Consider the following 24,911-nt stretch of genomic DNA (forward strand, 5'->3'; position numbering starts at 1 on the left):
CCGTTACTCCACTTCCACGCCGTAGTCCCGCACGAGCTGCTCCAGGCCACCTGTGTACCCCTTGCCGCCCAGCACGAAGTCCCAGTCACCACTGGACCTGCGCCGGAAGGACCCGAGCACCAGTGCGGTCTCCCCGGCGCGCCCGTCGGAGACTTCGAGCCGCCCGAGTTCGGTCATCGCCGGATCCAGGAGCCGGATGCAGGCATCGGTGAACCCGGACAGGTCAGCCTCCGGGTTCACCTCAGGATCCACAGCAGCCACCATCACCAACCGATCAGCGGCCTGGGGCAGTGCATCGAAGGCGACACGAATGGCCGCCTTGTCCGGCCCCGCAGCCGGTATCGCGCGTACCGAGCCGTCCGGCGTCTGCGCGTTGTTGAAGAACACGAAGTGGTCTTCGCTGAGGACTTGGCTGCCACGGCAGACCAGCGCGCACACGTCGAGTGCGACGGTGCCGGACCACGTCATGCCCAGCACGTTGTGGTCGTCAGGCGGAGCCGCCGTGCTGGACCGTGCCGGCTGCGCCGGGGCCGCCGCGCCTCCCTCGTCCAGGCGTCCACGCAGCCCGTGCCTGTGCAGGAGGTCGACGAGTTCGCTGCCCGAGATCAGCTCCAGCGGCTTGCCCCTGGCGAAGGTATGGGAGCCCGGACCGAATCCGGACGTCGTCACCAGGACGCCCTTGTTGGCGCCGAGGTCCTGGACGGTGCCGTAGAGGTCACGCACGGCCGTGGGCGGCACCGTCTTGCGGTAGCGCTTCACCTGTACCACGATCTTGCCGCCTCGGATGGGAGTCGGGTCCATCGCGTCGACGTCCACGCCACCGTCGTTCGAGCGCTGCGTGGTCACGGCCTGCATTCCCATGGCGCGGAACAGATCGGCGACGAGGGACTCGAAGGCGATCGGGTCCATGTCGTACAGGTTCGGTTCGTGATCGCCTCCGTGGGCGGCCACAGGGCTTCCGACGTCCTGGGGCTGCCGGCTGGGCCGCACGGACGTGAGCTGGTCGGGCCGGGTCGAGATCTGTCCCCTCAGCGCCTCGGTCAGGCAGCTGACCGGGTCCACCTGCCCCAGATGCAGGTCGGTGAAAGCCGCCCGCGAAGCCATGACGGTCGCCAGAAAGATGTGCGTCTGTCGTCCTGTCGCCGGGTCGTGGGCGTCCACGAAGCCGTTCAGGGCCACCGAGTCGAGGATGCCGTACTCGTCGGCCGTGAAGAGCTGATGCAGCACCAGCAGCATGCTCTGCCCCAGCACCTCTCGGTACAGCGCCCGGCGCTGGCTCACCGGCCGTGCCACTTCCTTGTACTGATCCTCACGGGACAGATACCGCACGGACTTCGCTTCCGGGACCACGTCGTACGGGGGCAGTTCCCAGTCCAGCACCAACTGCCGTCCCGCTCCGTCATAGGCGGCCGCCACCTGCCGGGGAAAGCCCTCCGGCCAGGCAGTCGACGCGTAGAGCGCAGCGGAGAAGTACTCGACCACGGAGTCCGGGTCGCCTCGCCTGACGCCCTCGGTGACGTGAACGACCCCGGCGTTGTGCCGACGCACCTCGGCTCGCTGAGACTCCGTCCTGTGCTCGTGGTCCCGCTGCAAGGCGGCCAACTGGTGCTGCCGCTGCGCCTCGGCGGCCTGGGCGGCATGCCAGTCCTGCTCGAACCGAGCTCGCGCCTCGGCTTGTGCCCGCGCTCGCTGACCGGCGGTCCAGCCGCCCTGAGCCTGGTACTGGTTCGGGTCGGGCATCCGCACCGGCCAGGCGAGCTGCCCCGGGTCGAACGGTGGGATGTCCTCCGTGCGCATGAGAGACGATGCCCTGAAGGCCGGCGCCTGGCAGCCCGTGGTCAGCAGACTCTGCAGGGTCGCGACATGGGCTTCCAGTTCCTCTGTACGTCGCCTGGCCTCCGCCTGGCGGTAGTCTCGCTGACTTTGCGCGGCCAGCCGCTGGTACGCCTGGGCCTGCCGCGCCTCCTCCCGACGCCGTCTCGCCTCGGCTTCCATCTGGCGTTGCTGCTGCCGCTGGATCTCAGCCCAGGCACCGACGAAACCAGCAGAGCGACGACTCATGCGCTACAGGCCCTCCCCAGGACGTCGGCACAGCCGACCACGCTCTGGTTGCCCCCGCAACCAGCAGTAACAAAGCGACTGTATCCAGCAATCGCCGTGGTGAATGTCGAGTTGCCGAAGCGATCAGTACGTCATCGGGCGCCGGTACTGCTGAGCCCCCTCCGGAGGGGAGGGGGCGTCGCTCAGTGCGTGTGCCCGCTCGGCGTCGGCGTGGTGTTCTTCACCGTCAGCGGCAGCAGCTTCTTGCCCGTGGGGCCGATCTGGATGTGCGTGTCCATCTGCGGGCACACCCCGCAGTCGAAGCACGGAGTCCACCGGCAGTCCTCGACCTCCTGCTCGTCGAGGGCGTCCTGCCAGTCCTCCCACAGCCAGTCCTTGTCGAGGCCGGAGTCGAGGTGGTCCCAGGGCAGGACCTCCTCGTAGGTGCGCTCGCGGGTCGTGTACCAGTCGACGTCGACGCCGAAGGGGGCGAGGGCCTTCTCGGCGCAGCTCATCCAGCGGTCGTAGGAGAAGTGCTCGCGCCAGCCGTCGAAACGGCCGCCGTCCTCGTACACCGCGCGGATGACGGCGCCGATGCGGCGGTCGCCGCGCGAGAGCAGGCCCTCGACGATGCCCGGCTTGCCGTCGTGGTAGCGGAAGCCGATGGAACGGCCGTACTTCTTGTCGCCGCGGATCTTGTCGCGGAGCTTGGCCAGGCGGGCGTCCGTCTCCTCGGCCGACAGCTGCGGGGCCCACTGGAAGGGCGTGTGTGGCTTGGGGACGAAGCCGCCGATCGAGACCGTGCAGCGGATGTCGTTGGAGCCGGAGACCTCACGGCCCTTCTGGATGACGCGGGTCGCCATGTCGGCGATCTGCAGCACGTCCTCGTCGGTCTCCGTCGGCAGACCGCACATGAAGTACAGCTTCACCTGGCGCCAGCCGTTGCCGTACGCCGTCGCCACGGTCCTGATCAGGTCCTCTTCCGAGACCATCTTGTTGATGACCTTGCGGATGCGCTCCGAGCCGCCCTCGGGGGCGAAGGTCAGGCCGGAGCGGCGGCCGTTGCGCGTCAGCTCGTTGGCCAGGTCGATGTTGAAGGCGTCCACGCGGGTGGACGGCAGCGACAGGCCGATCTTGTCGTCCTCGTAGCGGTCGGCCAGGCCCTTGGCGATGTCGCCGATCTCCGAGTGGTCCGCGGAGGACAGCGACAGCAGGCCGACCTCCTCGAAGCCCGTCGCCTTCAGGCCCTTCTCCACCATGTCGCCGATACCGGTGATGGAGCGCTCGCGGACCGGGCGGGTGATCATGCCGGCCTGGCAGAAGCGGCAGCCGCGCGTGCAGCCGCGGAAGATCTCGACCGACATGCGCTCGTGCACCGTCTCGGCCAGGGGGACGAGGGGTTGCTTGGGGTACGGCCACTCGTCGAGGTCCATCACGGTGTGCTTGGAGACCCGCCAGGGCACCCCGCTGCGGTTCGGTACGACGCGGGCGATACGGCCGTCCGGGAGGTACTCGACGTCGTAGAACCCGGGGACGTACACCCCGCCGGTCTTCGCCAGCCGGAGGAGGAGTTCCTCGCGGCCGCCGGGGCGGCCCTCCGTCTTCCAGGCGCGGATGATCTCCGTGATCTCCAGGACGGCCTGCTCGCCGTCGCCGATCACCGCGCAGTCGATGAAGTCGGCGATCGGCTCCGGGTTGAAGGCCGCGTGGCCGCCGGCCATGACGATCGGGTCGTCCAGCGTGCGGTCCTTGGCCTCCAGCGGGATGCCCGCCAGGTCCAGGGCCGTGAGCATGTTGGTGTAACCGAGCTCGGTGGAGAAGCTCAGGCCCAGCACGTCGAAGGCGCGGACCGGCCGGTGGCTGTCCACCGTGAACTGCGGGACGCCGTGCTCACGCATCAGCGCCTCCAGGTCCGGCCACACGCTGTAGGTGCGCTCGGCGAGGACGCCCTCCTGCTCGTTCAACACCTCGTAGAGGATCATGACGCCCTGGTTGGGCAGGCCGACCTCGTACGCGTCGGGGTACATGAGCGCCCAGCGGACGTCGCAGGAGTCCCAGTCCTTGACCGTGGAGTTGAGCTCTCCGCCGACGTACTGGATCGGCTTCTGCACATGCGGGAGCAGAGCTTCGAGCTGCGGGAACACAGACTCGGCGGCTTCGGCAGGCATCTCACGAACCTTCGTGTGCTGACAGGGGTGACCCTCAAGCCTAACGCGGCCCGGGAGGTGCCCCGGACGCCTTGCGGCGCGGCCCGTGATCCCCCTCGGTCCCGGCCGTGTTCACGACACGGTCCGTACAGGCGGGTGCACAGCACGGTCTCGTCCACGATGGCCCGCGACGGAGCCGGTGAGCGGCGGGCGCGGCAGGGCGTCCAGCGTGGCAGGCCGGCGACTGCGGTGAGGTCGGCAGCTGCTGTCGTCGGGGTACGGACGGCAGGGGCCGGCCCACCGCCGCACCCGTCGTTCAGGCCGACAACGGCCGCTGCACCCGGATCGACTGCAGCAACCCGACCGCTATCCACACGGCGAACATCGAGGACCCGCCGTACGACACGAACGGCAGCGGCAGGCCGGTCACCGGCATGATGCCGAGGGTCATGCCGATGTTCTCGAAGGTCTGGAAGGCGAACCAGGCGACTATGCCGGCGGCGACGATCGTGCCGTACAGGTCGGACGTCTCCCGGGCGATCCGGCAGGCCCGCCACAGCACGATGCCGAGCAGCACGATGATCAGTCCGCCGCCGACGAAGCCCAGCTCCTCCCCCGCCACGGTGAAGACGAAGTCGGTCTGCTGCTCGGGCACGAACTGGCCGGTGGTCTGCGAGCCGTGGAACAGCCCGGCGCCCGTCAGCCCGCCGGAGCCGATGGCGATGCGGGCCTGGTTGGTGTTGTAGCCGACGCCGGCGGGGTCGAGCTCGGGGTTGGCGAAGGCGGCGAAGCGGTTGATCTGGTACTCGTCGAGCACCCCGAGCTGCCAGACGGCGATCGCGCCGATCGCGCCCGCGCCGATCAGCCCGAACACCCAGCGGTTGGAGGCACCGGAGGCGAGCAGCACCCCCAGCACGATCACCACCATGACCATGACCGAGCCGAGGTCGGGCATGAGCATCACGATGAGCATGGGCACGGCGGCCAGGCCCAGGGCCTGCAGGACCGTGCGGTGGTCCGGGTACTGCTTGTCGCCCGCGTCGACCCGGGCCGCCAGCAGCATCGCCATGCCCAGGATGATCGTAATCTTCACGAACTCCGAGGGCTGGATGGAGAACCCGCCGCCGAGCTGGATCCAGGAGTGGGCGCCGTTGATGGTGGAGCCGAGCGGGGTGAGCACCAGCAGGATCAGGGCGACCGACAGGCCGTAGAGGATCGGCACGGCCGTGCGCAGGGCGCGGTGGCCGAGCCAGACCGTGCCGGCCATCAGGGCGAGCCCGATGCCGGTGTTCAGCAGGTGCCGGATCAGGAAGAAGTACGGGTCGCCCTGGTTGAGCTCGGTGCGGTTGCGGGTCGCGGAGTACACCAGGAGGGAGCCCAGCAGCGACAGGGCCATCGCCGACAGCAGGATCGGCCAGTCGAGCCGGCGGGCCACCGAGTCGCGGGCCAGGAGCCGCATCCAGCCGGAGCGCTCGGGCCCGTATCCGGAGACCTGGAAGCTGTTCACGCCGCCGGTCATGGCACCAACCTCCGGGGGGTCCGCCGGCGTCGGCGCCTGCGGGTGTCACGGTTCTCCGGCGTCGGCGGCGCGGCCGTCGCGGGCTGCGTCGGGTCGGCCAGGGCGTTCTCGTCCTTCTGGGTGGCGCGCTGGTCCTTCGCCGGGTCCTTGGGCATCTTCGGGGCGGCGACGGTGCCGTCCGTCTTGATCTTCGGCAGGGCCTTCTGGGGCGCGGGCAGCAGCGCCTTCTTCTTGTCGATCGCGCCGTCCGGGGAGACCCCGTACAGCGCGTTGTAGATGTTGCGCACCGCCGGACCCGAGGCGCCGGAACCCGTACCGCCCTGGGAGATCGTCATGACGATCGTGTAGTCCTTGGTGTAGGTGGCGAACCACGAGGTCGTCTGCTTGCCGTAGACCTCGGCGGTACCCGTCTTGGCGTGCATCGGGATCTTGTCCTGCGGCCAGCCGCCGAACCGCCAGGCGGCCGTACCGCGGGTGGCGACTCCTGCGAGGGCTTCGTCTATCTCGCTGCGGGTCTTCTGCGTCATCGGCAGCTTGCCGTGCGACTTGGGCTTGATCTCCGTGATGTGCCTGCCGTCGGCGCTGATGACCGCCTTGCCGACGGTGGGGGTGTAGAGGGTGCCGCCGTTGGAGATGGCCGCGTAGATGGTCGCCATCTGGATGGGGGTGACGAGGGTGTCGCCCTGTCCGATGGAGTAGTTGACGGAGTCACCGGCGCGCATCCGGTTGCCTTCGAGGCAGTTCTCGTAGGCGATGCGCTGGGCGTAGTCGCCGTCCTTCTTGCCGGTCCGGCACCAGGCGTCCTTGTTGGCCTTCCAGTAGTTCAGTTTCCACTGGCGGTCGGGGACGCGGCCGGTGACCTCGTTGGGCAGGTCGATGCCGGTCTCCTTGCCGAGGCCGAACTGGTGGGCGGTCTTGTAGAACCAGTCGTCGGGGTGCTTCTTCGGCGTGGTGCCGCCGTCGCGCTTCCACTCCTGGTGGGCGAGGCGGTAGAAGACGGTGTCGCAGGAGACCTCCAGGGCGCGGCCGAGGCTGATCGGGCCGTACCCCTTGGACTCGAAGTTCTTGAAGACCTGGCTGCCGATGGAGTAGCTGCTGGAGCAGTCGTAGGGGCCGTTGAAGGAGTAGCCCGCGTTGACCGCGGCGGCCGTCGGGATCACCTTGAAGATGGAGCCGGGCGCCGACTGGCCCTGGATGGCGCGGTTGAGCAGCGGGTAGTTGGACGTCTTGCCGGTGAGCCTGGCGTAGTCCTTGGCGGAGATGCCGCCGACCCAGGCGTTCGGGTCGTAGGTCGGGTTGGACGCCATGGCCACCACGCGGCCCGTCTTGGCCTCCATGACGACGACGGCACCGGAGTCCGCCTTGTAGTGGGTGCCGGTGTTCCGGTCGATCTGCTTGCGGGCCTCCTTCATCGCCTCGTTCAGCTCGTACTCGGCGACCCGCTGGACCCGGGCGTCGATGCTGGTGACGAGGTTGTCACCGGGCTGGGCGGGGTCGGCCTCCGCCTGCCCGATGACCCGCCCGAGGTTGTCCACCTCGTAGCGGGTCACGCCGGCCTTGCCGCGCAGTTCCTTGTCGTACTCGCGTTCCAGGCCGGAGCGGCCGACCTGGTCGGAGCGCAGGTACGGCGAGTCGGTGTGCTGGGCCTGCTTGATCTCCTCGTCGGTGACCGGCGAGAGGTAGCCGAGGACCTGGGCGGTGTTGGCCTTGCCCGGGCTCGGGTAGCGGCGCACGGCCTGCGGCTCGGCGGTGATGCCGGGGAAGTCCTCGGCGCGCTCACGGATCTGCAGGGCCTGCTTGGGGGTGGCCTCGTCGGTGATGGGGATGGGCTGGTACGGCGAGCCGTTCCAGCAGGGCTGCGGGGTCTTGGCGTCGCACAGCCGGACCTTCTCCGTGACCTCCTTGGGCGTCATGCCCAGCACGCCGGCCAGCTTGGTGAGGACGGCCTTGCCGTCGTCCTTCATCTTCAGCAGCTCGGTCCGGGAGGCGGAGACCACCAGCCGCGTCTCGTTGTCGGCGAGCGGCACACCCCGCGCGTCCAGGATCGAGCCGCGCACGGCGGGCTGGACGACCTGCTGGACGTGGTTGCCGGAGGCCTCCTTGGCGTACTGGTCGCCCTCGCGGATCTGGAGGTACCACAGGCGTCCGCCGAGGGTGCCCAGGAGGGAGAGGACGAGGACCTGGATGACGACGAGCCGGATCTGGACCCGCTGGTTGCGCCCCGTCTCGGGAATGTTGGTCACTGCGGCTGCCTCCCCCTCTCAGTGCGTGTACGGGTGTGCGAGTGCGAGTGATGTGTTCGTGCGTACGCAGGAGGAACGCCCGGCCCGTGCGGCCCGGTTCCTCCCGGGCTCGCCCGTACGGGTGAACTCCGCCGAGGTCACGGCCGGTTGACTCGGTGCGCCCCCAGCCGCCCGCCCCGGCGACCCGGCCTGGTGCCCGGAAGCGTCCCCAGCCGCCCGCCCCGGCGAGCTCACGTCCCCTCGGCCTCGTGAGCTCACAGCCGCTTGACCCCCTTGATGCGCCCGGCGCGCGCCACCCGTGCCCGGGCCGCCCTCACCCGCAGTCCGTTGCGCTGTCCGCCGATCCGCAGGCCGGTGCCGCCGGCCAGCCATCCGGAGGAGATGTCGGTGGTCTTGGCGGAGGTGGTCTCGGCCAGCGGATCGTTCTCGGCGCGCCGGGCCAGGGCCATCACCCCGGGCACAACGAACGGCGCGAGCAGCAGGTCGTACAGGACGGCCGTGAACAGCAGGCCGGGCAGGCCGACATGGCGGGCGGCGGTGTCGCCGACGAGGGAGCCGACCCCGGCGTACAGCAGGGTGGAGCCGATCGCGGCGGCGACCACCACGACCATCGGCCCGGCGGCCGACTTCACCTGGCCCGTCTCTGGCTTCACCAGGCCGGCGAGGTAGCCGATGACGCACAGCACCAGGGCGTAGCGGCCGGCCGCGTGGTCGGCGGGCGGCGCCAGGTCGGCGAGGAGCCCGGCGCCGAAGCCGACCAGCGCACCGCCGACGTGCCCGTACACCAGCGCGAGCCCGAGGACGGTGAGCAGCAGTATGTCGGGCACGGCGCCCGGGAGGTGGAGGCGGGCCAGGACGCTGACCTGGAGGACCAGGGCGACGACGACCAGCGACGAGGAGAGCAGGATCCGGTTGACGCGCATGGGTGACAGCTCCTACCGCTCTTGCTGGGACTGGCCGTCGGCGGACGCCTGACCGTCCCCGGTCCCCTGGGCGTCGGCGCCCGGTGTCACGGTGACCGTCACGGTCGGCCTGGGCGTCGGCTTGGGCTTGGCCGGGAGGACCGTGTCGCGCGGGTCCTTCTTCGGGGCCTGCACCACGACCCCGACGATGTCGAGCTTGGTGAAGCCGACGAACGGCGTGACGTACAGCGTGCGCGTCAGGTCGCCGCCGGAGGGGTCGACCCGGGAGACGATCCCGACCGGCACCCCGGGCACGAACGGCCGGTCGGCCTGCGAACCGAAGGTGACGAGCCGGTCGCCCTTCTTCACCTCGGCCTTGCCGTTGAGGAGTTCCACGCGCAGCGGCCGGTCGCCCTGCCCGGAGGCGAAGCCGAGTTCGTCGCTGCCCTCCATCCGGGTGCCGACGGTGAAGTCGGGGTCGGTGGCGAGCAGCACGGTCGACGTCTCCGGCCCGACGGTCGTCACGCGGCCCACCAGCCCGTCGCCGTTGAGGACGGTCATGTCGCGCTTGATGCCGTCGTTGGCGCCGACGTCGATGGTGATGGTCCAGGAGAAGCCCTGGGCCGCCCCTATGGCGATGACCTGGGCGCCCTTGATGCCGTACTGCCCCTCACCGGCGATCTTCAGCATCTTGTCGAGCTGCTTGAGGCGGCTGCGGCTGCGGTCGTCGCTGCCGAGCTTCGCCTTCAGGGCCGCGTTCTCCTCCTCCAGCAGGGCGAGCCGGTCGTGCCGTTCGCCGGAGTCGCGGATGGCGGAGACGGCGTTGCCGATCGGGTCGACCGCGGTGGACATCCCGTTCTCGATCGGGCCGAAGACCGTGGCCGCGGCCCGCCGGGCACCGTCGACCGGTGAGTCCTCCCCACCGCGGATGTCCACCGTGATCAGCGCGAACGCGATGGCGATCAGCAGCACCAGGAGCAGCCGGCTCTCTCGTGTGTCCCTCACGTGCGGCGGCCGTGCCTTCCTCGTCGAGAACGGGTGGGAGGTGGGGTGTTATGTGTCTATGCACGATCCGCCGTACGAGAGAGATCGTCCCGTACGGCGGAATCGACGAGGTGCGTCATCTGCGCGGCTGGGCGTCCAGCACCTGCTGCAACGCCTCGAACTCCTCGACGCACTTGCCGGAGCCCAGCGCGACGCTGTCCAGCGGGTCCTCGGCGATGTGGATCGGCATGCCGGTCTCGCGGCGCAGCCGCTCGTCCAGGCCGCGCAGCAGCGCTCCGCCGCCGGTCAGAACGATTCCCCGGTCCATGATGTCGCCGGACAGCTCCGGCGGGCACTTGTCCAGGGTCGTCTTGACGGCGTCCACGATGGCGTTGACCGGCTCCTCGATCGCCTTGCGCACCTCGGCCGCGGAGATGACGACGGTCTTCGGCAGCCCGGAGACCAGGTCCCGGCCACGGATCTCGGTGTGTTCGTCGGTGTCCAGGTCGTACGCCGAACCGATCGTGATCTTGATCTGTTCGGCCGTGCGCTCACCCAGCAGCAGCGAGTACTCCTTCTTGACGTGCTGGATGATCGCGTTGTCCAGTTCGTCGCCCGCGACACGGATGGACTGGGCGGTGACGATGCCGCCGAGGGAGATGACCGCGACCTCCGTGGTGCCGCCGCCGATGTCGACCACCATGTTGCCGGTGGCCTCGTGGACCGGCAGGCCGGAGCCGATGGCCGCGGCCATGGGCTCCTCGATGATGTGCACCTGGCGGGCGCCGGCCTGGGACGACGCCTCGATGACGGCACGGCGCTCGACGCCGGTGATGCCCGAGGGCACACAGACGACGACCCGCGGACGAGCCAGATACCGCCGCTTGTGGATCTTCAGGATGAAGTAGCGGAGCATCCGCTCGGTGATCTCGAAGTCGGCGATGACGCCGTCCTTCAGCGGCCGCACGGCAACGATGTTGCCGGGCGTGCGCCCGATCATCTTCTTCGCTTCGGCGCCGACCGCGAGAATGCCACCGGTGTTGGTGTTGATCGCGACGACGGACGGCTCGTTGAGTACGATCCCGCGACCCCTGACGTACACCAGCGTGTTGGCGGTCCCGAGGTCGACAGCCATGTCACGGCCGATGAACGACATTGAGTTCCCCATCAGGATTCGTCATGGCCTTCCCAGGAGCTTTTGAGGGCTTTTCAGGTCGGCGAGGTGGGTGCTGTGACGTGAAGGCTTCCATCGTAGACGCGCCTTCGCGAACACTGCGGGAGGGTCTTCGCCATTGTCAGCAGATGCGGGGCGGGTTCGCTTCTGGAGACGAGCGTTCGGGGAGCATCGTTCCCTCGATCGCCCTGGCATATGCCGGAACGCCCGGGGGGCATGCCCCCGGCCTTCCAGAACCGTACGTCCTCAGGCGCGGCCGGGGAAGAAGATCTTCACCTCGCGCTCGGCGGACTCCTCCGAGTCCGAGGCGTGGATCAGGTTCTCCCGGACGATCACGCCGTAGTCCCCGCGGATGGACCCGGGCGGCGCGGCGATCGGGTCCGTGGGACCGGCCAGCTGGCGCACGCCCTCGATGACCCGCTCACCCTCGACGATCATCGCCACGACGGGCCCGGAGGACATGAACTCCACCAGCGGCTCGTAGAACGGCTTGCCCTTGTGCTCGCCGTAGTGCTGCTCCAGCGTCTCCTGGTCCAGGGTGCGCAGCTCCAGCGCGGTGATCTGCCAGCCGGCCTTGCGCTCGATACGGCTGATGATCTCGCCGGTCAGGCCACGACGGACGGCGTCGGGCTTGAGGAGGACGAGGGTGCGCTGGGTCACGACAGGGCTCCTTGGAATCAAAGGTGTGCGGGAGGACGAGCGTACAAGAGCCCGCTTACGCAGCGTCAGCTTGGTCGGCCTGGGCCGCCTGTGCCGCGAACCGGGCCTTCGCCTCGTCCACCTTCCGCCCGAAGTGCACCGACGCCCACCACAGCGCCCCGAACACCGCGCCCATGAAGAACATGTGCGGCACGACGAAACCGGAGGCGACCAGGGCGATCTGCAGGGCCCAGCCGAGCGCGACGCCGCCGGGCCGGGTGACCAGCCCGCACAGCACCAGGCACAGCACCATCGCGATGCCGCACACCGTCCACACCGTGCCCATGGACAGGTCGGGGTCCTTCATCGCGACCAGCCCGGCGAAGCCGATGATGAAGAACTCGCCGATCAGGGTCGAGGAGCAGAGCGTACGCATGGTGGGAACCTCAGCCCTTTCCCAGGAGCAGTCGGGCCTCGCCGACAGTGATCACGGAGCCGGTCACCAGCACACCGCCGCCCGCGAACTCGCCCTCCTCCTCGGCGAGCGTGATCGCGGCCTCCAGCGCGTCGGGCAGCCGGGGCTCGACCTGGACGCGGTCCTCGCCGAACACCTCCACCGCGATCGCGGCCAGCGCGTCGGCGTCCATCGCCCGGTGGCTGGCGTTCTGGGTGACGACGACCTCGGTGAAGACCGGCTCGAAGGCCTCCAGCAGCCCCCGTACGTTCTTGTCGCCGCTGGCGCCGACGACCCCGATGAGCCGGCTGAACTGGAAGGCCTCCCCGAGCGCCTCGGCCGTGGCCCGCGCGCCCGCCGGGTTGTGCGCGGCGTCCAGCACGACGGTGGGCGAACGCCGTACGACCTCCAGCCGCCCCGGCGAGGCGACGGACGCGAAGGCCTTGCGCACGGTCTCGACGTCCAGCGGCTCGGCCCGCTGCGCGCCGACACCGAAGAACGCCTCGACGGCGGCCAGCGCGACGGCCGCGTTGTGCGCCTGGTGGGCGCCGTGCAGCGGGATGTACACGTCGGTGTACTCGCCGCCGAGCCCGCGCAGCGTCAGCAGCTGCCCGCCGACCGCGACCTGCCGCGCGACGACCCCGAACTCCAGCCCTTCCCGGGCCACGGTGGCGTCCACCTCGACGGCCTTCTTCAGCAGCACCTGCGCCGCGTCGACCGGCTGCTGCGCCAGGATCACGGTGGCGTCCTGCTTGATGATCCCGGCCTTCTCGGTGGCGATCTCGGCGGTGGTGGAGCCGAGCCGGTCGGTGTGGTCGAGGTCGATGGGCGTGACCACCGCGACATCCCCGTCGATCACGTTGGTGGCGTCCCAGGAGCCGCCCATCCCCACTTCCACGACGGCGACGTCCACGGGCGCGTCGGCGAAGGCGGCGTACGCCATGCCGGTGAGCACCTCGAAGAACGACAGCCGGTACTCCTGCTGCGAGTCGACCATCTCCACGTACGGCTTGATGTCCTGGTACGTCTCGATGAACCGCTCGGCGGAGATGGGCGCCCCGTCGAGGCTGATCCGCTCGGTGATGGACTGCACGTGCGGCGAGGTGTAGCGCCCGGTGCGCAGCTCGAACGCGCCGAGCAGGGCCTCGATCATGCGGGCGGTGGAGGTCTTGCCGTTCGTCCCGGTGATGTGGATGGAGGGGTACGACCGCTGCGGCTCGCCCAGCACGTCCATCAGCGCGGAGATCCGGCTGACGGACGGCTCCAGCTTGGTCTCGCCCCAGCGGGTGGCGAGCTCGCCCTCGACCTCGCGCAGGGCCCTGTCGACCTCGGGGTCCTCGGGCCGCGCGGGTACCTCGGCCTGCGGCGGGCCGCCCTGGGTGCGCAGGGTGCGGCTGCCGGCCTCGATGACCGCGAGGTCGGGGTCGCGGGTGGTCTCCTCCGAAATGATCTCTTCGAAGCTGTCGAGGGGGTCGGGCTGGTCGCCGGTGCCGGGGATGTCGCTCACGCAGCCAGTCTAAGGCGGTGCCTGGTGAGGGGGGTCGCGGCCCCGCGCCCCTGGAAGCGCGTGAAGCCCCCGGCGCCTGTGACAAGGCGCCGGGGGCTCACCGCGTACGGACCCTTACGCCTGCGGCAGCTTCTCCAGCTGGGCCTGGATGCGGGCGATGTCCTGCTCCGCCTTGGCCAGGCGGGTGCGGATCTTCTCCTTGACCTGCTCCGGGGCCTTCGCCAGGAACGCCTCGTTGCCCAGCTTGGCGGTGGCCTGGGCCTTCTCCTTCTCGGCGGCGGCGAGGTCCTTGGCGAGGCGCTTGCGCTCCGCCGCGACGTCGATCGCGCCGGACAGGTCGAGCGCGACCTCCACGCCCGCGACCGGCAGGGTCGCCGTCGCGGTGAAGCCCTCGCCCTCCGGCTGGAGACGGAGCAGCTGGCGGATCGCGGCCTCGTGCCTGGCCAGGTCCGTGCCCGCGAGGGCCAGGCGGGCGGGGACCCGCTGGCCGGGCTGCAGGCCCTGGTCGGCGCGGAACCGGCGGACCTCGGTGATCAGCGACTGGAGCGTCTCGATCTCCCGCTCGGCAGCGGCGTCACGGAACCCGCTGTCCTGCGGCCACGCGGCGATGACGACCGACTCGCCGCCGGTCAGCGTCGTCCACAGCGTCTCCGTCACGAACGGCATGACGGGGTGCAGCAGCCGCAGGGTGACGTCGAGGACCTCGCCGAGGACCCGCTGGGAGACCTCGGCGGCCTCGCCGCCCTGCTGGAACGTCGTCTTGGACAGCTCTACGTACCAGTCGAAGACCTCGTCCCAGGCGAAGTGGAACAGGGCGTCGGACAGCTTCGCGAACTGGTAGTCCTCGTAGTACGCGTCGGCCTCGGCGACCACCGAGTTCAGACGGGAGAGGATCCACCGGTCGGTCGACGACAGCCGCGAGGCGTCCGGCAGCGGGCCGGCCACCGTCGCGCCGTTCATCAGCGCGAAGCGGGTGGCGTTCCAGACCTTGTTGGCGAAGTTGCGGGAACCCTGGACCCAGTCCTCGCCGATCGGCACGTCGACGCCCGGGTTGGCGCCGCGCGCCAGGGTGAAGCGGAGCGCGTCGGAGCCGTACTTGTCCATCCAGTCCAGCGGGTTGACCGCGTTGCCGAAGGACTTCGACATCTTCTTGCCGAACTGGTCGCGGACCATGCCGTGCAGCGCGATGGTGTGGAACGGCGGGGTGCCGTCCATCGCGTACAGGCCGAACATCATCATCCGGGCGACCCAGAAGAAGAGGATGTCGTAGCCGGTGACCAGGACGGAGTTCGGATAGAACTTCTCCAGGCTCTCGGTCTGCTCGGGCCAGCCCAGCGTGGAGAACGGCCACAGGCCGGAGGAGAACCAGGTGTCGAGGACGTCGGTGTCCTGACGCCAGCCCTCACCGCTCGGCGGTTCCTCGTCCGGGCCGACACAGACGACCTCGCCGTTCGGGCCGTACCAGACCGGGATGCGGTGGCCCCACCACAGCTGGCGCGAGATGCACCAGTCGTGGAGGTTGTCGACCCAGTCGAAGTACCGCTTCTCCATCTCCTGCGGGTGGATCTTGACGCGCCCGTCACGGACGGCGTCACCGGCCGCCTTCGCCAGCGGACCGACCTTGACCCACCACTGCATGGACAGGCGCGGCTCGATGGTGGTCTTGCAGCGCGAGCAGTGGCCGACGGAGTGGACGTAGGGCCGCTTCTCGGCGACGATCCGGCCCTCGGCGCGCAGCGCGGCGACGATGGCGGAACGGGCCTCCAGCCGGTCCAGGCCCTGGAAGGGGCCGTGCGCGGTGATCACGGCGTGCTCGTCCATGATCGTGAGCGCCGGGAGGTCGTGGCGCTGGCCGATCTCGAAGTCGTTCGGGTCGTGCGCGGGGGTGACCTTGACGGCACCCGTACCGAACTCGGGGTCGACGTGCTCGTCGGCGACGACCGGGATACGGCGGCCGGTGAGCGGCAGTTCGATCTCCGTGCCGACGAGGTGGCGGTAGCGCTCGTCCTCCGGGTGGACGGCGACGGCGGTGTCACCGAGCATCGTCTCGGCCCGCGTGGTGGCGACGACGATGGACGCGTCGCCCTCGCCGTACCGGATGGAGACGAGCTCGCCGTCGTCGTCCTGGTACTCCACCTCGATGTCGGAGATGGCGGTCAGGCAGCGCGGGCACCAGTTGATGATGCGCTCGGCGCGGTAGATCAGCTCATCGTCGTAGAGACGCTTGAAGATGGTCTGGACGGCCTTGGACAGGCCCTCGTCCATCGTGAAGCGCTCACGCGACCAGGCGACACCGTCACCGAGCCGCTTCATCTGCCCGGAGATCTGCCCGCCGGACTCGGCCTTCCACTGCCAGACGCGGTCGACGAAGGCCTCCCGGCCCAGGTCGTGCCGCGACTTGCCCTCCTTGGCGAGCTCGCGCTCGACGACGTTCTGGGTCGCGATGCCGGCGTGGTCCATGCCGGGCTGCCACAGCGTCTCGTAACCCTGCATCCGCTTGCGGCGGGTGAGGGCGTCGATCAGCGTGTGCTCGAAGGCGTGGCCCAGGTGCAGGCTGCCCGTGACGTTCGGCGGCGGGATGACGATGGTGTACGGCGGCTTGTCGCTCTTCTCGTCCGCCTCGAAGTACCCCCGCTCTACCCAGCGCTCGTACAGCGTCCCCTCTACCTCGGCCGGCGTGTACTGGGTCGGCAGTTCGGTCGTGGGCGCTGATTGCGGCTGCTGAGTGTTCTCGGTCACGGGGGTCAGTTTAGAGGTGTCACGAGCCAGTCCCGAAACCCGATTCCTTTGTAACGGTGGGCCCCCCGATGCCATGCACACGCCGTGTCTGCGCCAGGATGTCTGAAACAGACAGGCATCTGGAGGGGAACCCAGAACATGAGCTACAACCAGCCGGGCCCGTACGGCGGGCAGCCCCAGCAGCCCGGACCGTACGGCCAGCCGGGACCGTACGGCCAGCCGCCGCAGGCCCCCCAGCCCGGCTACGGCTATCCCCAGCAGGCACCGCCCGCCCAGCCCGGCTACGGCTACCCGCAGCAGCCCCCGCAGGGCGTCCCGCCCCAGGCCCCCTACGGCCAGCAGCCTCCGTACGGCCAGCAGCCGCCCTACGGCCAGGCCCCGTACGGCATGCCGCAGCCTCCGGCCGCGGGCGGCGGCAAGAAGAAGACGGGCCTGATCATCGGGGCCGTCGCGGTCGTGGCGGCGATCGGTGTCGGGGCGTACTTCGTGCTCGGCCAGGGCGCCGGCGCGGGCGGCCTGGAGGACGACGGCCCGCACAAGCTCACCACGCCGGCGACGGTGCTCAGCGAGTACAAGCGGGTCGGTGACGGCCAGCGCTCCAGCGACGCCGACACCGCCGAGGACATGGCCAAGAGCGGCGTCAAGAACGGCACGAGCGTGCTCGGTCAGTGGTCGACCGCCGACTTCAGCAACTACGACCCGTCGGACCCCTCCACGATCCCGGACCGCGCCGAGCTGCTGACCGCCAAGGGCGTCACGATGCTGGGTGGTTACGGCAAGATCGACGATCCGCAGGCCGTGCTGGACAAGTTCTTCGCCGTCATCCAGAAGAAGGTCAAGGAGAGCTCCACCAGCAACACCGGCGGCATGCAGAACGCGAAACTCGTCGGCGAGCCGGAAACGGTGGAGATCGACGGCGCGGTCGCCAAGTGCCAGTCGACCGAGAGCACCAACGCGCTCACCAAGAAGCAGTCGACGGACTGGTTCTGCGCGTGGGCCGACTACAGCACGGTCGCGATGGTCTCGCCCGGCGACAACACCGGCACGGGTGTGCCCAAGGACACCGCCGTGGACATCACCACCAAGCTGCGCGAGGAGATCCGCGTCAAGGCCTGACGCCGCACCCCGAACAGCGAAGGGGCCCCGGTTGGTTGACCGGGGCCCCTCGCGTACGTCCGTCAGACTACGCGGTCTTCTGCTCCCCGGGCCCCCGTCCCCGCGCGTCCCGCGGGATCAGGGTCGGGTTGACGTTCGACAGGACCACGTCCGCCGTGATGACGACCCGGGCCACGTCCTTGCGGGACGGGACCTCGTACATCACGCCCTGGAGGACCTCCTCCATGATGGCGCGCAGACCGCGGGCGCCGGTCTGGCGGAGGATGGCCTGGTCGGCGATGGCCTCGAGGGCCTCCCGCTCGAAGTCCAGCTCCACGCCGTCGAGTTCGAACAGGCGCTGGTACTGCTTGACCAGGGCGTTGCGCGGCTCGACGAGGATCTTGAGCAGGGCCTCGCGGTCCAGGTTGTGGACCGAGGTGATGACCGGCAGCCGGCCGATGAACTCGGGGATCATGCCGAACTTGACCAGGTCCTCCGGCATGACATCCTGGAACTGGTCCTGCGACTCGATCTCCCGCTTGGAGCGGATCTGCGCGCCGAAGCCGATGCCCTTGGCGCCCGCCCGGGCCTCGATGATCTTCTCCAGACCGGCGAAGGCACCGCCCACGATGAACAGCACGTTCGTCGTGTCGATCTGGATGAACTCCTGGTGCGGGTGCTTGCGGCCGCCCTGCGGCGGGACCGAGGCCGTGGTGCCTTCGAGGATCTTCAGCAGGGCCTGCTGGACACCCTCGCCGCTCACGTCACGCGTGATGGAGGGGTTCTCGCTCTTGCGCGCGACCTTGTCGATCTCGTCGATGTAGATGATGCCGGTCTCGGCCTTCTTGACGTCGTAGTCCGCCGCCTGGATGAGCTTGAGCAGGATGTTCTCGACGTCCTCGCCGACGTACCCGGCCTCCGTCAGCGCTGTGGCGTCGGCGATGGCGAAGGGGACGTTCAGCATCCGCGCGAGGGTCTGCGCGAGGAGGGTCTTGCCGGAGCCCGTGGGACCCAGCAGGAGGATGTTGGACTTCGCCAACTCGATCGCGTCGTCACGGCCGTTGGCCCCGCCGTTCTCACCGGCCTGAACGCGCTTGTAGTGGTTGTACACCGCGACGGAGAGCGCCTTCTTGGCGGCCTCCTGGCCGACCACGTACTGCTCGAGGAACTCGTAGATCTCGCGGGGCTTCGGGAGTTCCTCCCAGCGGACCTCGCTGGTCTCCGCCAGCTCTTCCTCGATGATCTCGTTGCAGAGATCGATGCACTCGTCGCAGATGTACACACCGGGCCCTGCGATGAGCTTCTTGACCTGCTTCTGGCTCTTTCCGCAGAACGAGCACTTGAGCAGATCGCCGCCGTCACCGATGCGTGCCACGGTGTGCTTCCCCTTCGCCTGGGAGACGACTGGACGTCAACGTCCAGCGGCTCCTGGTGCTGCCTTATGTCCGACGGTACCTTGCCGGGCCCCCCGTTCGGGCCCCCCTTGGCACGGTTCGCTGTGACGTGAACCGCGCCGAACCATGCCAAGGGGCGGCACAAGATACAGCCTCCCGCGTCAGCGCAGGGTGGCGTTGTCCATCTTGCGGGTGGTGATGATCTGGTCGATCAGACCGTAACTCAGCGCGTCCTCGGCCGTGAGGATCTTGTCGCGCTCGATGTCCTCGCGGATCTTCTCCACCGTCTGCGTGGAGTGCTTGGCCAGCATCTCCTCCAGCTGCGTGCGCATACGGAGGATCTCGTTGGCGGCGATCTCCAGGTCGGAGACCTGGCCGCGGCCGGTCTCGCTGTACGGCTGGTGGATCAGCACACGGGCGTTCGGCAGCGCCATGCGCTTGCCGGGCGTGCCGGCGGCCAGCAGGACGGCGGCCGCGGAGGCGGCCTGGCCCATGCAGACCGTCTGGATGTCCGGCTTGACGTACTGCATGGTGTCGTAGATCGCCGTGAGCGCCGTGAAGGAGCCACCGGGGCTGTTGATGTAGACCGAGATGTCCCGGTCGGGGTCCATCGACTCCAGGCACAGCAGCTGCGCCATGACGTCGTTGGCGGAGGCGTCGTCGATCTGGACGCCGAGGAAGATCACGCGCTCCTCGAAGAGCTTCGCGTACGGGTCGTACTCGCGGATGCCCTGGGAGGTGCGCTCGACGAAGCGCGGGATGACATAGCGGGACTCGGCCTGCGGGCCGGTGTAGCGGCTCTGCGAGGCGCGCATGTCCTGCACTGCGTCCATGCGGTCGTACAGGCCGCGGCCGGGGAAGTCGTTCACGGTGTCTCCTGGAAGGGGCTGAGGCGGTCGGCTGGGGCTGTCTGGGGTCGGTGGGCCCTGCGGGGCTCACAGGGCCCCACGGGGCCGCTGAAGGCCCCGTGGGGGCCGCTCAGGCCCCGGTGCCGCCGCCGCCCGGCATACCGGCGGCCGTGGCGATCACGTCGTCGATGAGGCCGTACTCCTTGGCCTCCTGCGCGTCGAACCAGCGGTCGCGGTCCGAGTCGCGGGTGATCTGCTCCACCGTCTGCCCGGTGTGGAAGGCGGTGAGCTCGGCCATGCGCTTCTTGGTGTGCAGCAGCCGCTCGGCGTGGATCTTGATGTCCGAGGCCGAGCCGGCCAGACCGGCGGACGGCTGGTGGATCAGGATCTCGGCGTTCGGCAGCGCGAAGCGCTTGCCGGGGGTGCCCGCGCTGAGCAGGAACTGCCCCATGGACGCCGCGAGACCCATGGCGATCGTCACCACGTCGTTCTTGATGTACTGCATGGTGTCGTAGATCGCCATGCCGGCCGTGATCGAACCGCCGGGGCTGTTGATGTACAGGTAGATGTCCTTGTCGGGGTCGGCGGCAAGGAGCAGCAGCTGTGCGGTGATCCGGTTTGCGATGTCGTCGTCGACCGGCTGGCCGAGGAAGATGATCCGCTCGTTGAGCAGCCGGCTGTAGACCTGGTCGCCGAGGCCACCACCGATGGAAGGCTCGCCGGCGGCGGAGGGCATCAGATTCGTCACGTATCCACCTGCTCGTCTTGCGACGGCGCCGGGCCGTCTCACGTGTTTCTGCGTATTCATGGACCCTAACGCGGAGCCTCCCCCGGGGAATCCCGGGAATGAGGGTGTTCGCCGGGGGCGTAGCGACAGGGTGCGGCGGGGCGCCTCGGGGAACGCCGACGGGCCCCGAGAAGCACTGGCTGTCTCGGGGCCCGTCGTCATGTCGTCAGCGGGGCGCTGCGGGGCTGGGGGCTCAGCCCTCGGCCTTGGCGTCGGCCTGGTCCTCGGACTTCTCCGCGGACTCCGCCTCGGCGGCCTCGTCCTCGTCCTCGTCCTCGTCGTCCAGGTCGATGATCTCGCCGTTGGTGTCCTTGACCGTGGCCTTCTCGACCACGACGGCCAGGGCCTTGCCGCGGGCGACCTCGCCGACCAGCAGCGGCACCTGGCCGCCCTCGACGACGGCCTGGGCGAACTGGTCGGGGGACATGCCGGAGGAGGCCGCACGCCGCATGAGGTGCTCGGTGAGCTCCTCCTGGTTGACGTTGAGCTTCTCCTGCTTGACGAGCTCGTCGAGCACGAACTGGGTCTTGATGCCCTTGATCGCGGCCTCGCGGGTCTCGTTCTCGAACTCCTCGGCGGTCTTGCCCTGGATCTCCAGGTACTTGTCGAGGGTGAGGCCCATCTGCGAGAGCTGGTGGTGCTCGAGGTTGTGCTTACGGGTGTTGATCTCGTCCTCGAGTAGCTTCTCGGGGACCGGGACCTCGACCAGCTCGAGCAGCTTCTCCAGGACGCGCTCCTGGGCCTGCGTGGCCTGGTCGTACTGCTTCATGTTCTCCAGGCGCTTGCGGCTGTCGGCCTTCAGCTCCTCGAGGGTGTCGAACTCGGAGGCGAGCTGCGCGAACTCGTCGTCCAGCTCGGGCAGTTCCCGCTGGGCGACCTGGCTGACCTTGACGGTGATCTCGGCGTCCTTGCCGGCCGCCGAGCCGCCCTTGAGCTGGGAGGTGAAGGTGGCCTCCTCGCCGGCGGACAGGCCCTTGACGGCGTCGTCGATGCCCTCCAGCAGCTCACCGGAGCCGATCGTGTAGGAGACGTCCTTGGCGACGCCGTCCTCGAGGACCTCGCCGTCGACCTTGGCCTCCAGGTCGATGGTGACGACGTCGCCGTCCTCGGCGGCACGGTCGACCGGGGTGGTGGAGGCGAACCGCTCGCGCAGCTGCTCGACCGACTTCTCGACGTCCTCGTCGGTGACCTCGACGGCGTCGACCTCGACCTCGATGCCGGAGTAGTCCGGGATCTCGATGGCCGGGCGGACGTCGACCTCGGCGGTGAAGTTCAGCGTCTCGCCGTCCTTCAGCTCCGTGATGTCGACCTCGGGCTGGCCCAGCGGGCTCAGCTCGGCCTCGTTGACCGCCTCGGTGTAGAACTTCGGGAGCGCGTCGTTGACGGCCTCCTCCAGCACGGCACCGCGGCCGAACCGCTGGTCGATGACCCGGGCCGGGACCTTGCCCTTGCGGAAGCCCTTCACCGTGACCTGCTGGTTGATCTTCTTGTACGCCGCGTCGAGGCTGTCCTTGAGCTCCTCGAAGGGCACCTCGACAGTGAGCCGAACCCGGGTCGGGTTCAGGGTCTCCACGGCGCTCTTCACGGTTCGGTCTCCTTGTGGCTGACTTCTTGGGTTCTGCCGGAGCCAGACAGGTCCGGCGGATTTCGCCGCCCGGAGGGCTTCTGAGGCTTCAGACCTGAGACACACGGGCGTGCAGCTTGCATAGTAACGGCAGCGGGTACACGGCCCAAAAGGCGATCACCGAGGCGATCAGGCGCCGATCACCCGAGGTGACCGGGTGGCTGGTCGGGGTGGCGGGATTTGAACCCACGGCCTTCCGCTCCCAAAGCGGACGCGCTACCAAGCTGCGCCACACCCCGTCTGGTGCGACACGTAGGGTACATGCCGCGGGACGCTCGGGCAGTCCCATTTCCCCGGCGCCGCGGCGGGCGGGAACGGGGTGTGCGGCAAGGGCGGTTCACCCGCTACGATGCCTTGTGTGCCGCGGTCCTTCCGACCTGCGGCGCGTTGTGTGCGGGCGTAGCTCAATGGTAGAGCCCCAGTCTTCCAAACTGGCTACGCGGGTTCGATTCCCGTCGCCCGCTCTGCACCGGCCCGACGGGCCCGGTTCCGCGGAACCGGGCCCGTCGGCGTTTTTCCGGCTTGCCTCGACGCCCCGCCCGGTCCTTCCCCGGTCACAGGTCGCTCACGTCGACCGTGTAGACCGAGCGGATGCCGTACGGGACGTACAGGGCGCCGCCCACCAGGGTGACGGGCGCGCCGGGCAGCTGGCCGAAGCCGCCGCTGCCGGCGTCGTCGCGGCCCGGCCAGGTCCTCGCCACCTTGCCGGTGGTGGTGTCGAGGGCGGCGACGCGGCCGCTGGGGGACGCGAAGTACACGTGGGCGGCGCCGGCGGTCGGTGGTCCCTGCCGCTCGACGGTGGAGTTGCTCTCCCACCGCAGGCGGCCGGTCCGCGGCGCGAAGGCCAGCACCCTGCCGCCGGGCAGCGTGCAGTAGACGGTGCCCCCGGCCAGGTGGACGTCGGCCGTGTCGGGCAGGCTCTTGGCGAGCCGCACCGTGGTGACGGTGTGCGCGGAGGCGTCGACCAGCGTCAGGGCGCGGCGGAAGGGATAGTCCTGGGCGAGCACCAGGTGCCCCTGGTGCTCGCCCAGGAGGTCAAGGGTCCCCTTCGCCCGGACGGTCCAGCGCGGCTCGCCGGTGGCCGGGTCGATCAGGGACACCCGGGTGCGGGCGTCGGCGGCGCCCTGCTTTCCGCTGTGGCAGAGCAGGTAGGCACGGGCCGCCGCCCCCTGGACCTCGCAGCCGGCCGGGGCGGGCAGCCGCCGTGTCCAGCGGATCTCGCCGTCGTCGCTGTCGATCAGGACGTAGGACTCCCCGCGGTCCCCGTAGAGCGCGACGATGCCGCCGGGCACGACCGTGGAACCGCCCTCGTCCCCCGCGGGTGCGTAGGCGGCGCCGCCGTCACCCGTCACGGTCTGCCACAGCACTTTTCCGGTGTCCGCCGACTGCGCCAGGACGGTGAAGCGGGTCAGCGGGGTGCCGACGCCGTAGTCGTCCGCGCGGTAGGTGTAGACGCGGCCCGCCTCGGCGCCGATCAGGCTGCCGCGGTCGCTCAGGGTGCCGTCGGGGGTGGGGTCGAGGGTCCGGGACCACCGGCCGCCGCCGTCGGCGAGGGAGAAGCGGGCGGCCGAGAGGTCCGAACCGGCGCACACCAGGGACCTGCCGGTCGCGGCGCACTGCCGGAAGGTGGTGCCGCGGCTGTCCCCGCCCGCCGCCGAGCTCCACGACCGCCAGCCGTCGGGCAGCGGCGGGCCGCTGGGGCGCGGGGCGCCCGGGGCGCTCGCGTCGGCGCCGGACGTGGGGCCGCCGCGCACGAGCACGACGGCGGTGACGGCGACGGCGGCGAGTACGACGGCCACCGCCGCCCCCGCCAGGCGGAACCGGCGCCGGCGCGGCCGCGCGGGCCCGGTGGGCACCTGCCCGGCCACCGGTTCCTCGCCGTCCGGCGCCTCGCGGGCGGGGGACGGCTCGGGCAGGCGGCCGTCGCGCAGCAGGGCGAGGAGGTCGCCCGGGGTGGGGCGGGACTTGGGGTGCTTGTTCAGGCAGAGGCGGACCAGCGGGAGCAGCTCGCCGGGGACGCCGGTGAGGTCGGGTTCGCCCTCGACGACCTTCACCGCCGTCTCGTACGGGCTCACGCTATCGAACGGGCCGCGGCGGGTGGCGGCGTAGACCAGGACCGAGCCGAGGGAGAAGACGTCGGCGGCCGGGCCCACGTCGTGGGGTGAGGAGAACTGCTCCGGGGACATGAAGGGCGGGGTGCCCATCACGCGGCCGGTCTGGGTGAGGGCGTCGGAGGCGGCGAACTCGGCGGCGCGGGAGATGCCGAAGTCGATGACGCGGGTGCCGTCCTCGGCGAGCATCACGTTGGCCGGTTTCAGGTCGCGGTGGACCACTCCGGCGCGGTGGATGTCGCGCAGCGCCTCGGCGAGGCCGACGGCGAGTTCCCGCAGCCGCTGCACGGGCAGCGGGCCGTGGCGGCGGACATGGGTGCCCAGGTCCTCGCCCGGGATGTACAAGGTGGCCATCCAGGGGCGCGGCGCGTCGGCGTCCGCGTCCACCACCGGGGCGGTGAAGGCGCCGCTGACCTGCCGGGCGGCGGCCACCTCGCGGCGGAACCGGGCGCGGAACTCGTCGTCGTCCGCGTACTGGCCGTGCACGACCTTCACGGCGAGGCGGCGGCCGGAGGCCGTGCGGGCCAGGTAGACCACTCCCATGCCGCCGGAACCGAGACGGTCCTCGATGCGGTAGCCGCCGACCTCCGCCGGGTCCGTCTCACGCAGCGCCATCCCCGGACGTTCCCCCCGTCACGTACCGTCCCTCGGTCCGGGACGAGGGTAGCCGCCCGTCACGGACGTCCCGCCGCCCGGGGGCACCG

Annotated in this window: 17 protein-coding genes and 2 tRNA genes; 2 read left to right on the forward strand and 17 right to left on the reverse strand. The window is 69.9% G+C overall.

Translation table 11 applies throughout. The features are described from left to right. Window positions 1-3: 3 nt before the first annotated feature. The 11 genes from AB0K80_RS01900 to AB0K80_RS01950 all read right to left on the reverse strand — a co-directional run bounded on the left by AB0K80_RS01900 (window position 4) and on the right by AB0K80_RS01950 (window position 16,348). Window positions 4-2,061: a restriction endonuclease gene (locus AB0K80_RS01900; protein WP_365664775.1), complete on the reverse strand. Its 2,058-nt coding sequence runs from the start codon at window positions 2,059-2,061 to the stop codon at window positions 4-6. A gap of 182 nt (window positions 2,062-2,243) precedes the next feature. Further along, window positions 2,244-4,208, reverse strand: coding sequence for a TIGR03960 family B12-binding radical SAM protein (locus tag AB0K80_RS01905; protein WP_365664777.1), 1,965 nt, complete (start codon window positions 4,206-4,208; stop codon window positions 2,244-2,246). A gap of 295 nt (window positions 4,209-4,503) precedes the next feature. Further along, entirely contained in the window at window positions 4,504-5,706 is a 1,203-nt protein-coding gene (rodA, locus tag AB0K80_RS01910; RefSeq protein ID WP_365664779.1) for a rod shape-determining protein RodA, read from the reverse strand. Next, entirely contained in the window at window positions 5,703-7,949 is a 2,247-nt protein-coding gene (gene mrdA / locus AB0K80_RS01915) for a penicillin-binding protein 2 (protein WP_365664781.1), read from the reverse strand. Before mrdA ends, rodA begins: the two co-directional genes overlap by 4 nt. A 254-nt stretch (window positions 7,950-8,203) precedes the next feature. After that, window positions 8,204-8,872 carry a rod shape-determining protein MreD gene (mreD, locus tag AB0K80_RS01920; protein ID WP_365664783.1) on the reverse strand — a complete coding sequence of 223 codons (669 nt, stop codon included), beginning with the start codon at window positions 8,870-8,872 and terminating at the stop codon, window positions 8,204-8,206. A gap of 12 nt (window positions 8,873-8,884) precedes the next feature. Continuing rightward, window positions 8,885-9,856, reverse strand: coding sequence for a rod shape-determining protein MreC (gene mreC / locus AB0K80_RS01925; protein ID WP_365664785.1), 972 nt, complete (start codon window positions 9,854-9,856; stop codon window positions 8,885-8,887). A gap of 115 nt (window positions 9,857-9,971) precedes the next feature. Further along, window positions 9,972-10,991 (reverse strand): rod shape-determining protein, encoded by a 1,020-nt coding sequence (locus tag AB0K80_RS01930; RefSeq protein ID WP_028422119.1) that lies wholly within the window; start codon window positions 10,989-10,991, stop codon window positions 9,972-9,974. Between the two features lie 264 nt (window positions 10,992-11,255). Beyond that, entirely contained in the window at window positions 11,256-11,669 is a 414-nt protein-coding gene (gene ndk / locus AB0K80_RS01935) for a nucleoside-diphosphate kinase (RefSeq protein WP_365664786.1), read from the reverse strand. 55 nt (window positions 11,670-11,724) lie between these two features. Further along, window positions 11,725-12,084, reverse strand: a complete 360-nt coding sequence (locus tag AB0K80_RS01940; RefSeq protein WP_365664788.1) for a DUF4233 domain-containing protein — start codon at window positions 12,082-12,084, stop codon at window positions 11,725-11,727. 10 nt (window positions 12,085-12,094) lie between these two features. Beyond that, on the reverse strand, window positions 12,095-13,609 hold the full coding sequence (locus AB0K80_RS01945; RefSeq protein WP_365664790.1) for a folylpolyglutamate synthase/dihydrofolate synthase family protein: 1,515 nt from the start codon (window positions 13,607-13,609) through the stop codon (window positions 12,095-12,097). Window positions 13,610-13,723: 114 nt separating this feature from the next. Beyond that, window positions 13,724-16,348 carry a valine--tRNA ligase gene (locus AB0K80_RS01950; RefSeq protein ID WP_365664792.1) on the reverse strand — a complete coding sequence of 875 codons (2,625 nt, stop codon included), beginning with the start codon at window positions 16,346-16,348 and terminating at the stop codon, window positions 13,724-13,726. Window positions 16,349-16,486: 138 nt separating this feature from the next. Here AB0K80_RS01950 and AB0K80_RS01955 point away from each other — a divergent pair, with 138 nt between their 5' ends. Further along, window positions 16,487-17,464 (forward strand): hypothetical protein, encoded by a 978-nt coding sequence (locus tag AB0K80_RS01955; RefSeq protein ID WP_365664793.1) that lies wholly within the window; start codon window positions 16,487-16,489, stop codon window positions 17,462-17,464. A gap of 67 nt (window positions 17,465-17,531) precedes the next feature. On the opposite strand, the gene clpX is transcribed toward AB0K80_RS01955, so the two are convergent. The 5 genes from clpX to AB0K80_RS01980 form a co-directional block, all read right to left on the reverse strand. Then, window positions 17,532-18,818 (reverse strand): ATP-dependent Clp protease ATP-binding subunit ClpX, encoded by a 1,287-nt coding sequence (clpX, locus tag AB0K80_RS01960; protein WP_365664795.1) that lies wholly within the window; start codon window positions 18,816-18,818, stop codon window positions 17,532-17,534. A 180-nt stretch (window positions 18,819-18,998) separates the two neighbouring features. Beyond that, complete coding sequence (locus AB0K80_RS01965) at window positions 18,999-19,706, reverse strand: ATP-dependent Clp protease proteolytic subunit (protein ID WP_365664797.1); 708 nt, start codon at window positions 19,704-19,706, stop codon at window positions 18,999-19,001. 109 nt (window positions 19,707-19,815) lie between these two features. After that, window positions 19,816-20,421: an ATP-dependent Clp protease proteolytic subunit gene (locus AB0K80_RS01970; RefSeq protein ID WP_365664963.1), complete on the reverse strand. Its 606-nt coding sequence runs from the start codon at window positions 20,419-20,421 to the stop codon at window positions 19,816-19,818. A 244-nt stretch (window positions 20,422-20,665) separates the two neighbouring features. Continuing rightward, window positions 20,666-22,057, reverse strand: a complete 1,392-nt coding sequence (gene tig / locus AB0K80_RS01975) for a trigger factor (RefSeq protein WP_365664799.1) — start codon at window positions 22,055-22,057, stop codon at window positions 20,666-20,668. A gap of 201 nt (window positions 22,058-22,258) precedes the next feature. Next, a tRNA-Pro gene (locus tag AB0K80_RS01980) sits at window positions 22,259-22,335 on the reverse strand. 154 nt (window positions 22,336-22,489) lie between these two features. On the opposite strand from AB0K80_RS01980, the gene AB0K80_RS01985 reads away from it, so the two are divergent. Next, a tRNA-Gly gene (locus tag AB0K80_RS01985) sits at window positions 22,490-22,560 on the forward strand. Window positions 22,561-22,650: 90 nt separating this feature from the next. Here AB0K80_RS01985 and AB0K80_RS01990 read toward each other — a convergent pair. Then, entirely contained in the window at window positions 22,651-24,822 is a 2,172-nt protein-coding gene (locus AB0K80_RS01990) for a protein kinase (protein WP_365664801.1), read from the reverse strand. Between the last annotated feature and the right edge of the window lie 89 nt (window positions 24,823-24,911).

This window comes from Streptomyces sp. NPDC052682, from assembly GCF_040678435.1.
Classification (GTDB): domain Bacteria; phylum Actinomycetota; class Actinomycetes; order Streptomycetales; family Streptomycetaceae; genus Streptomyces.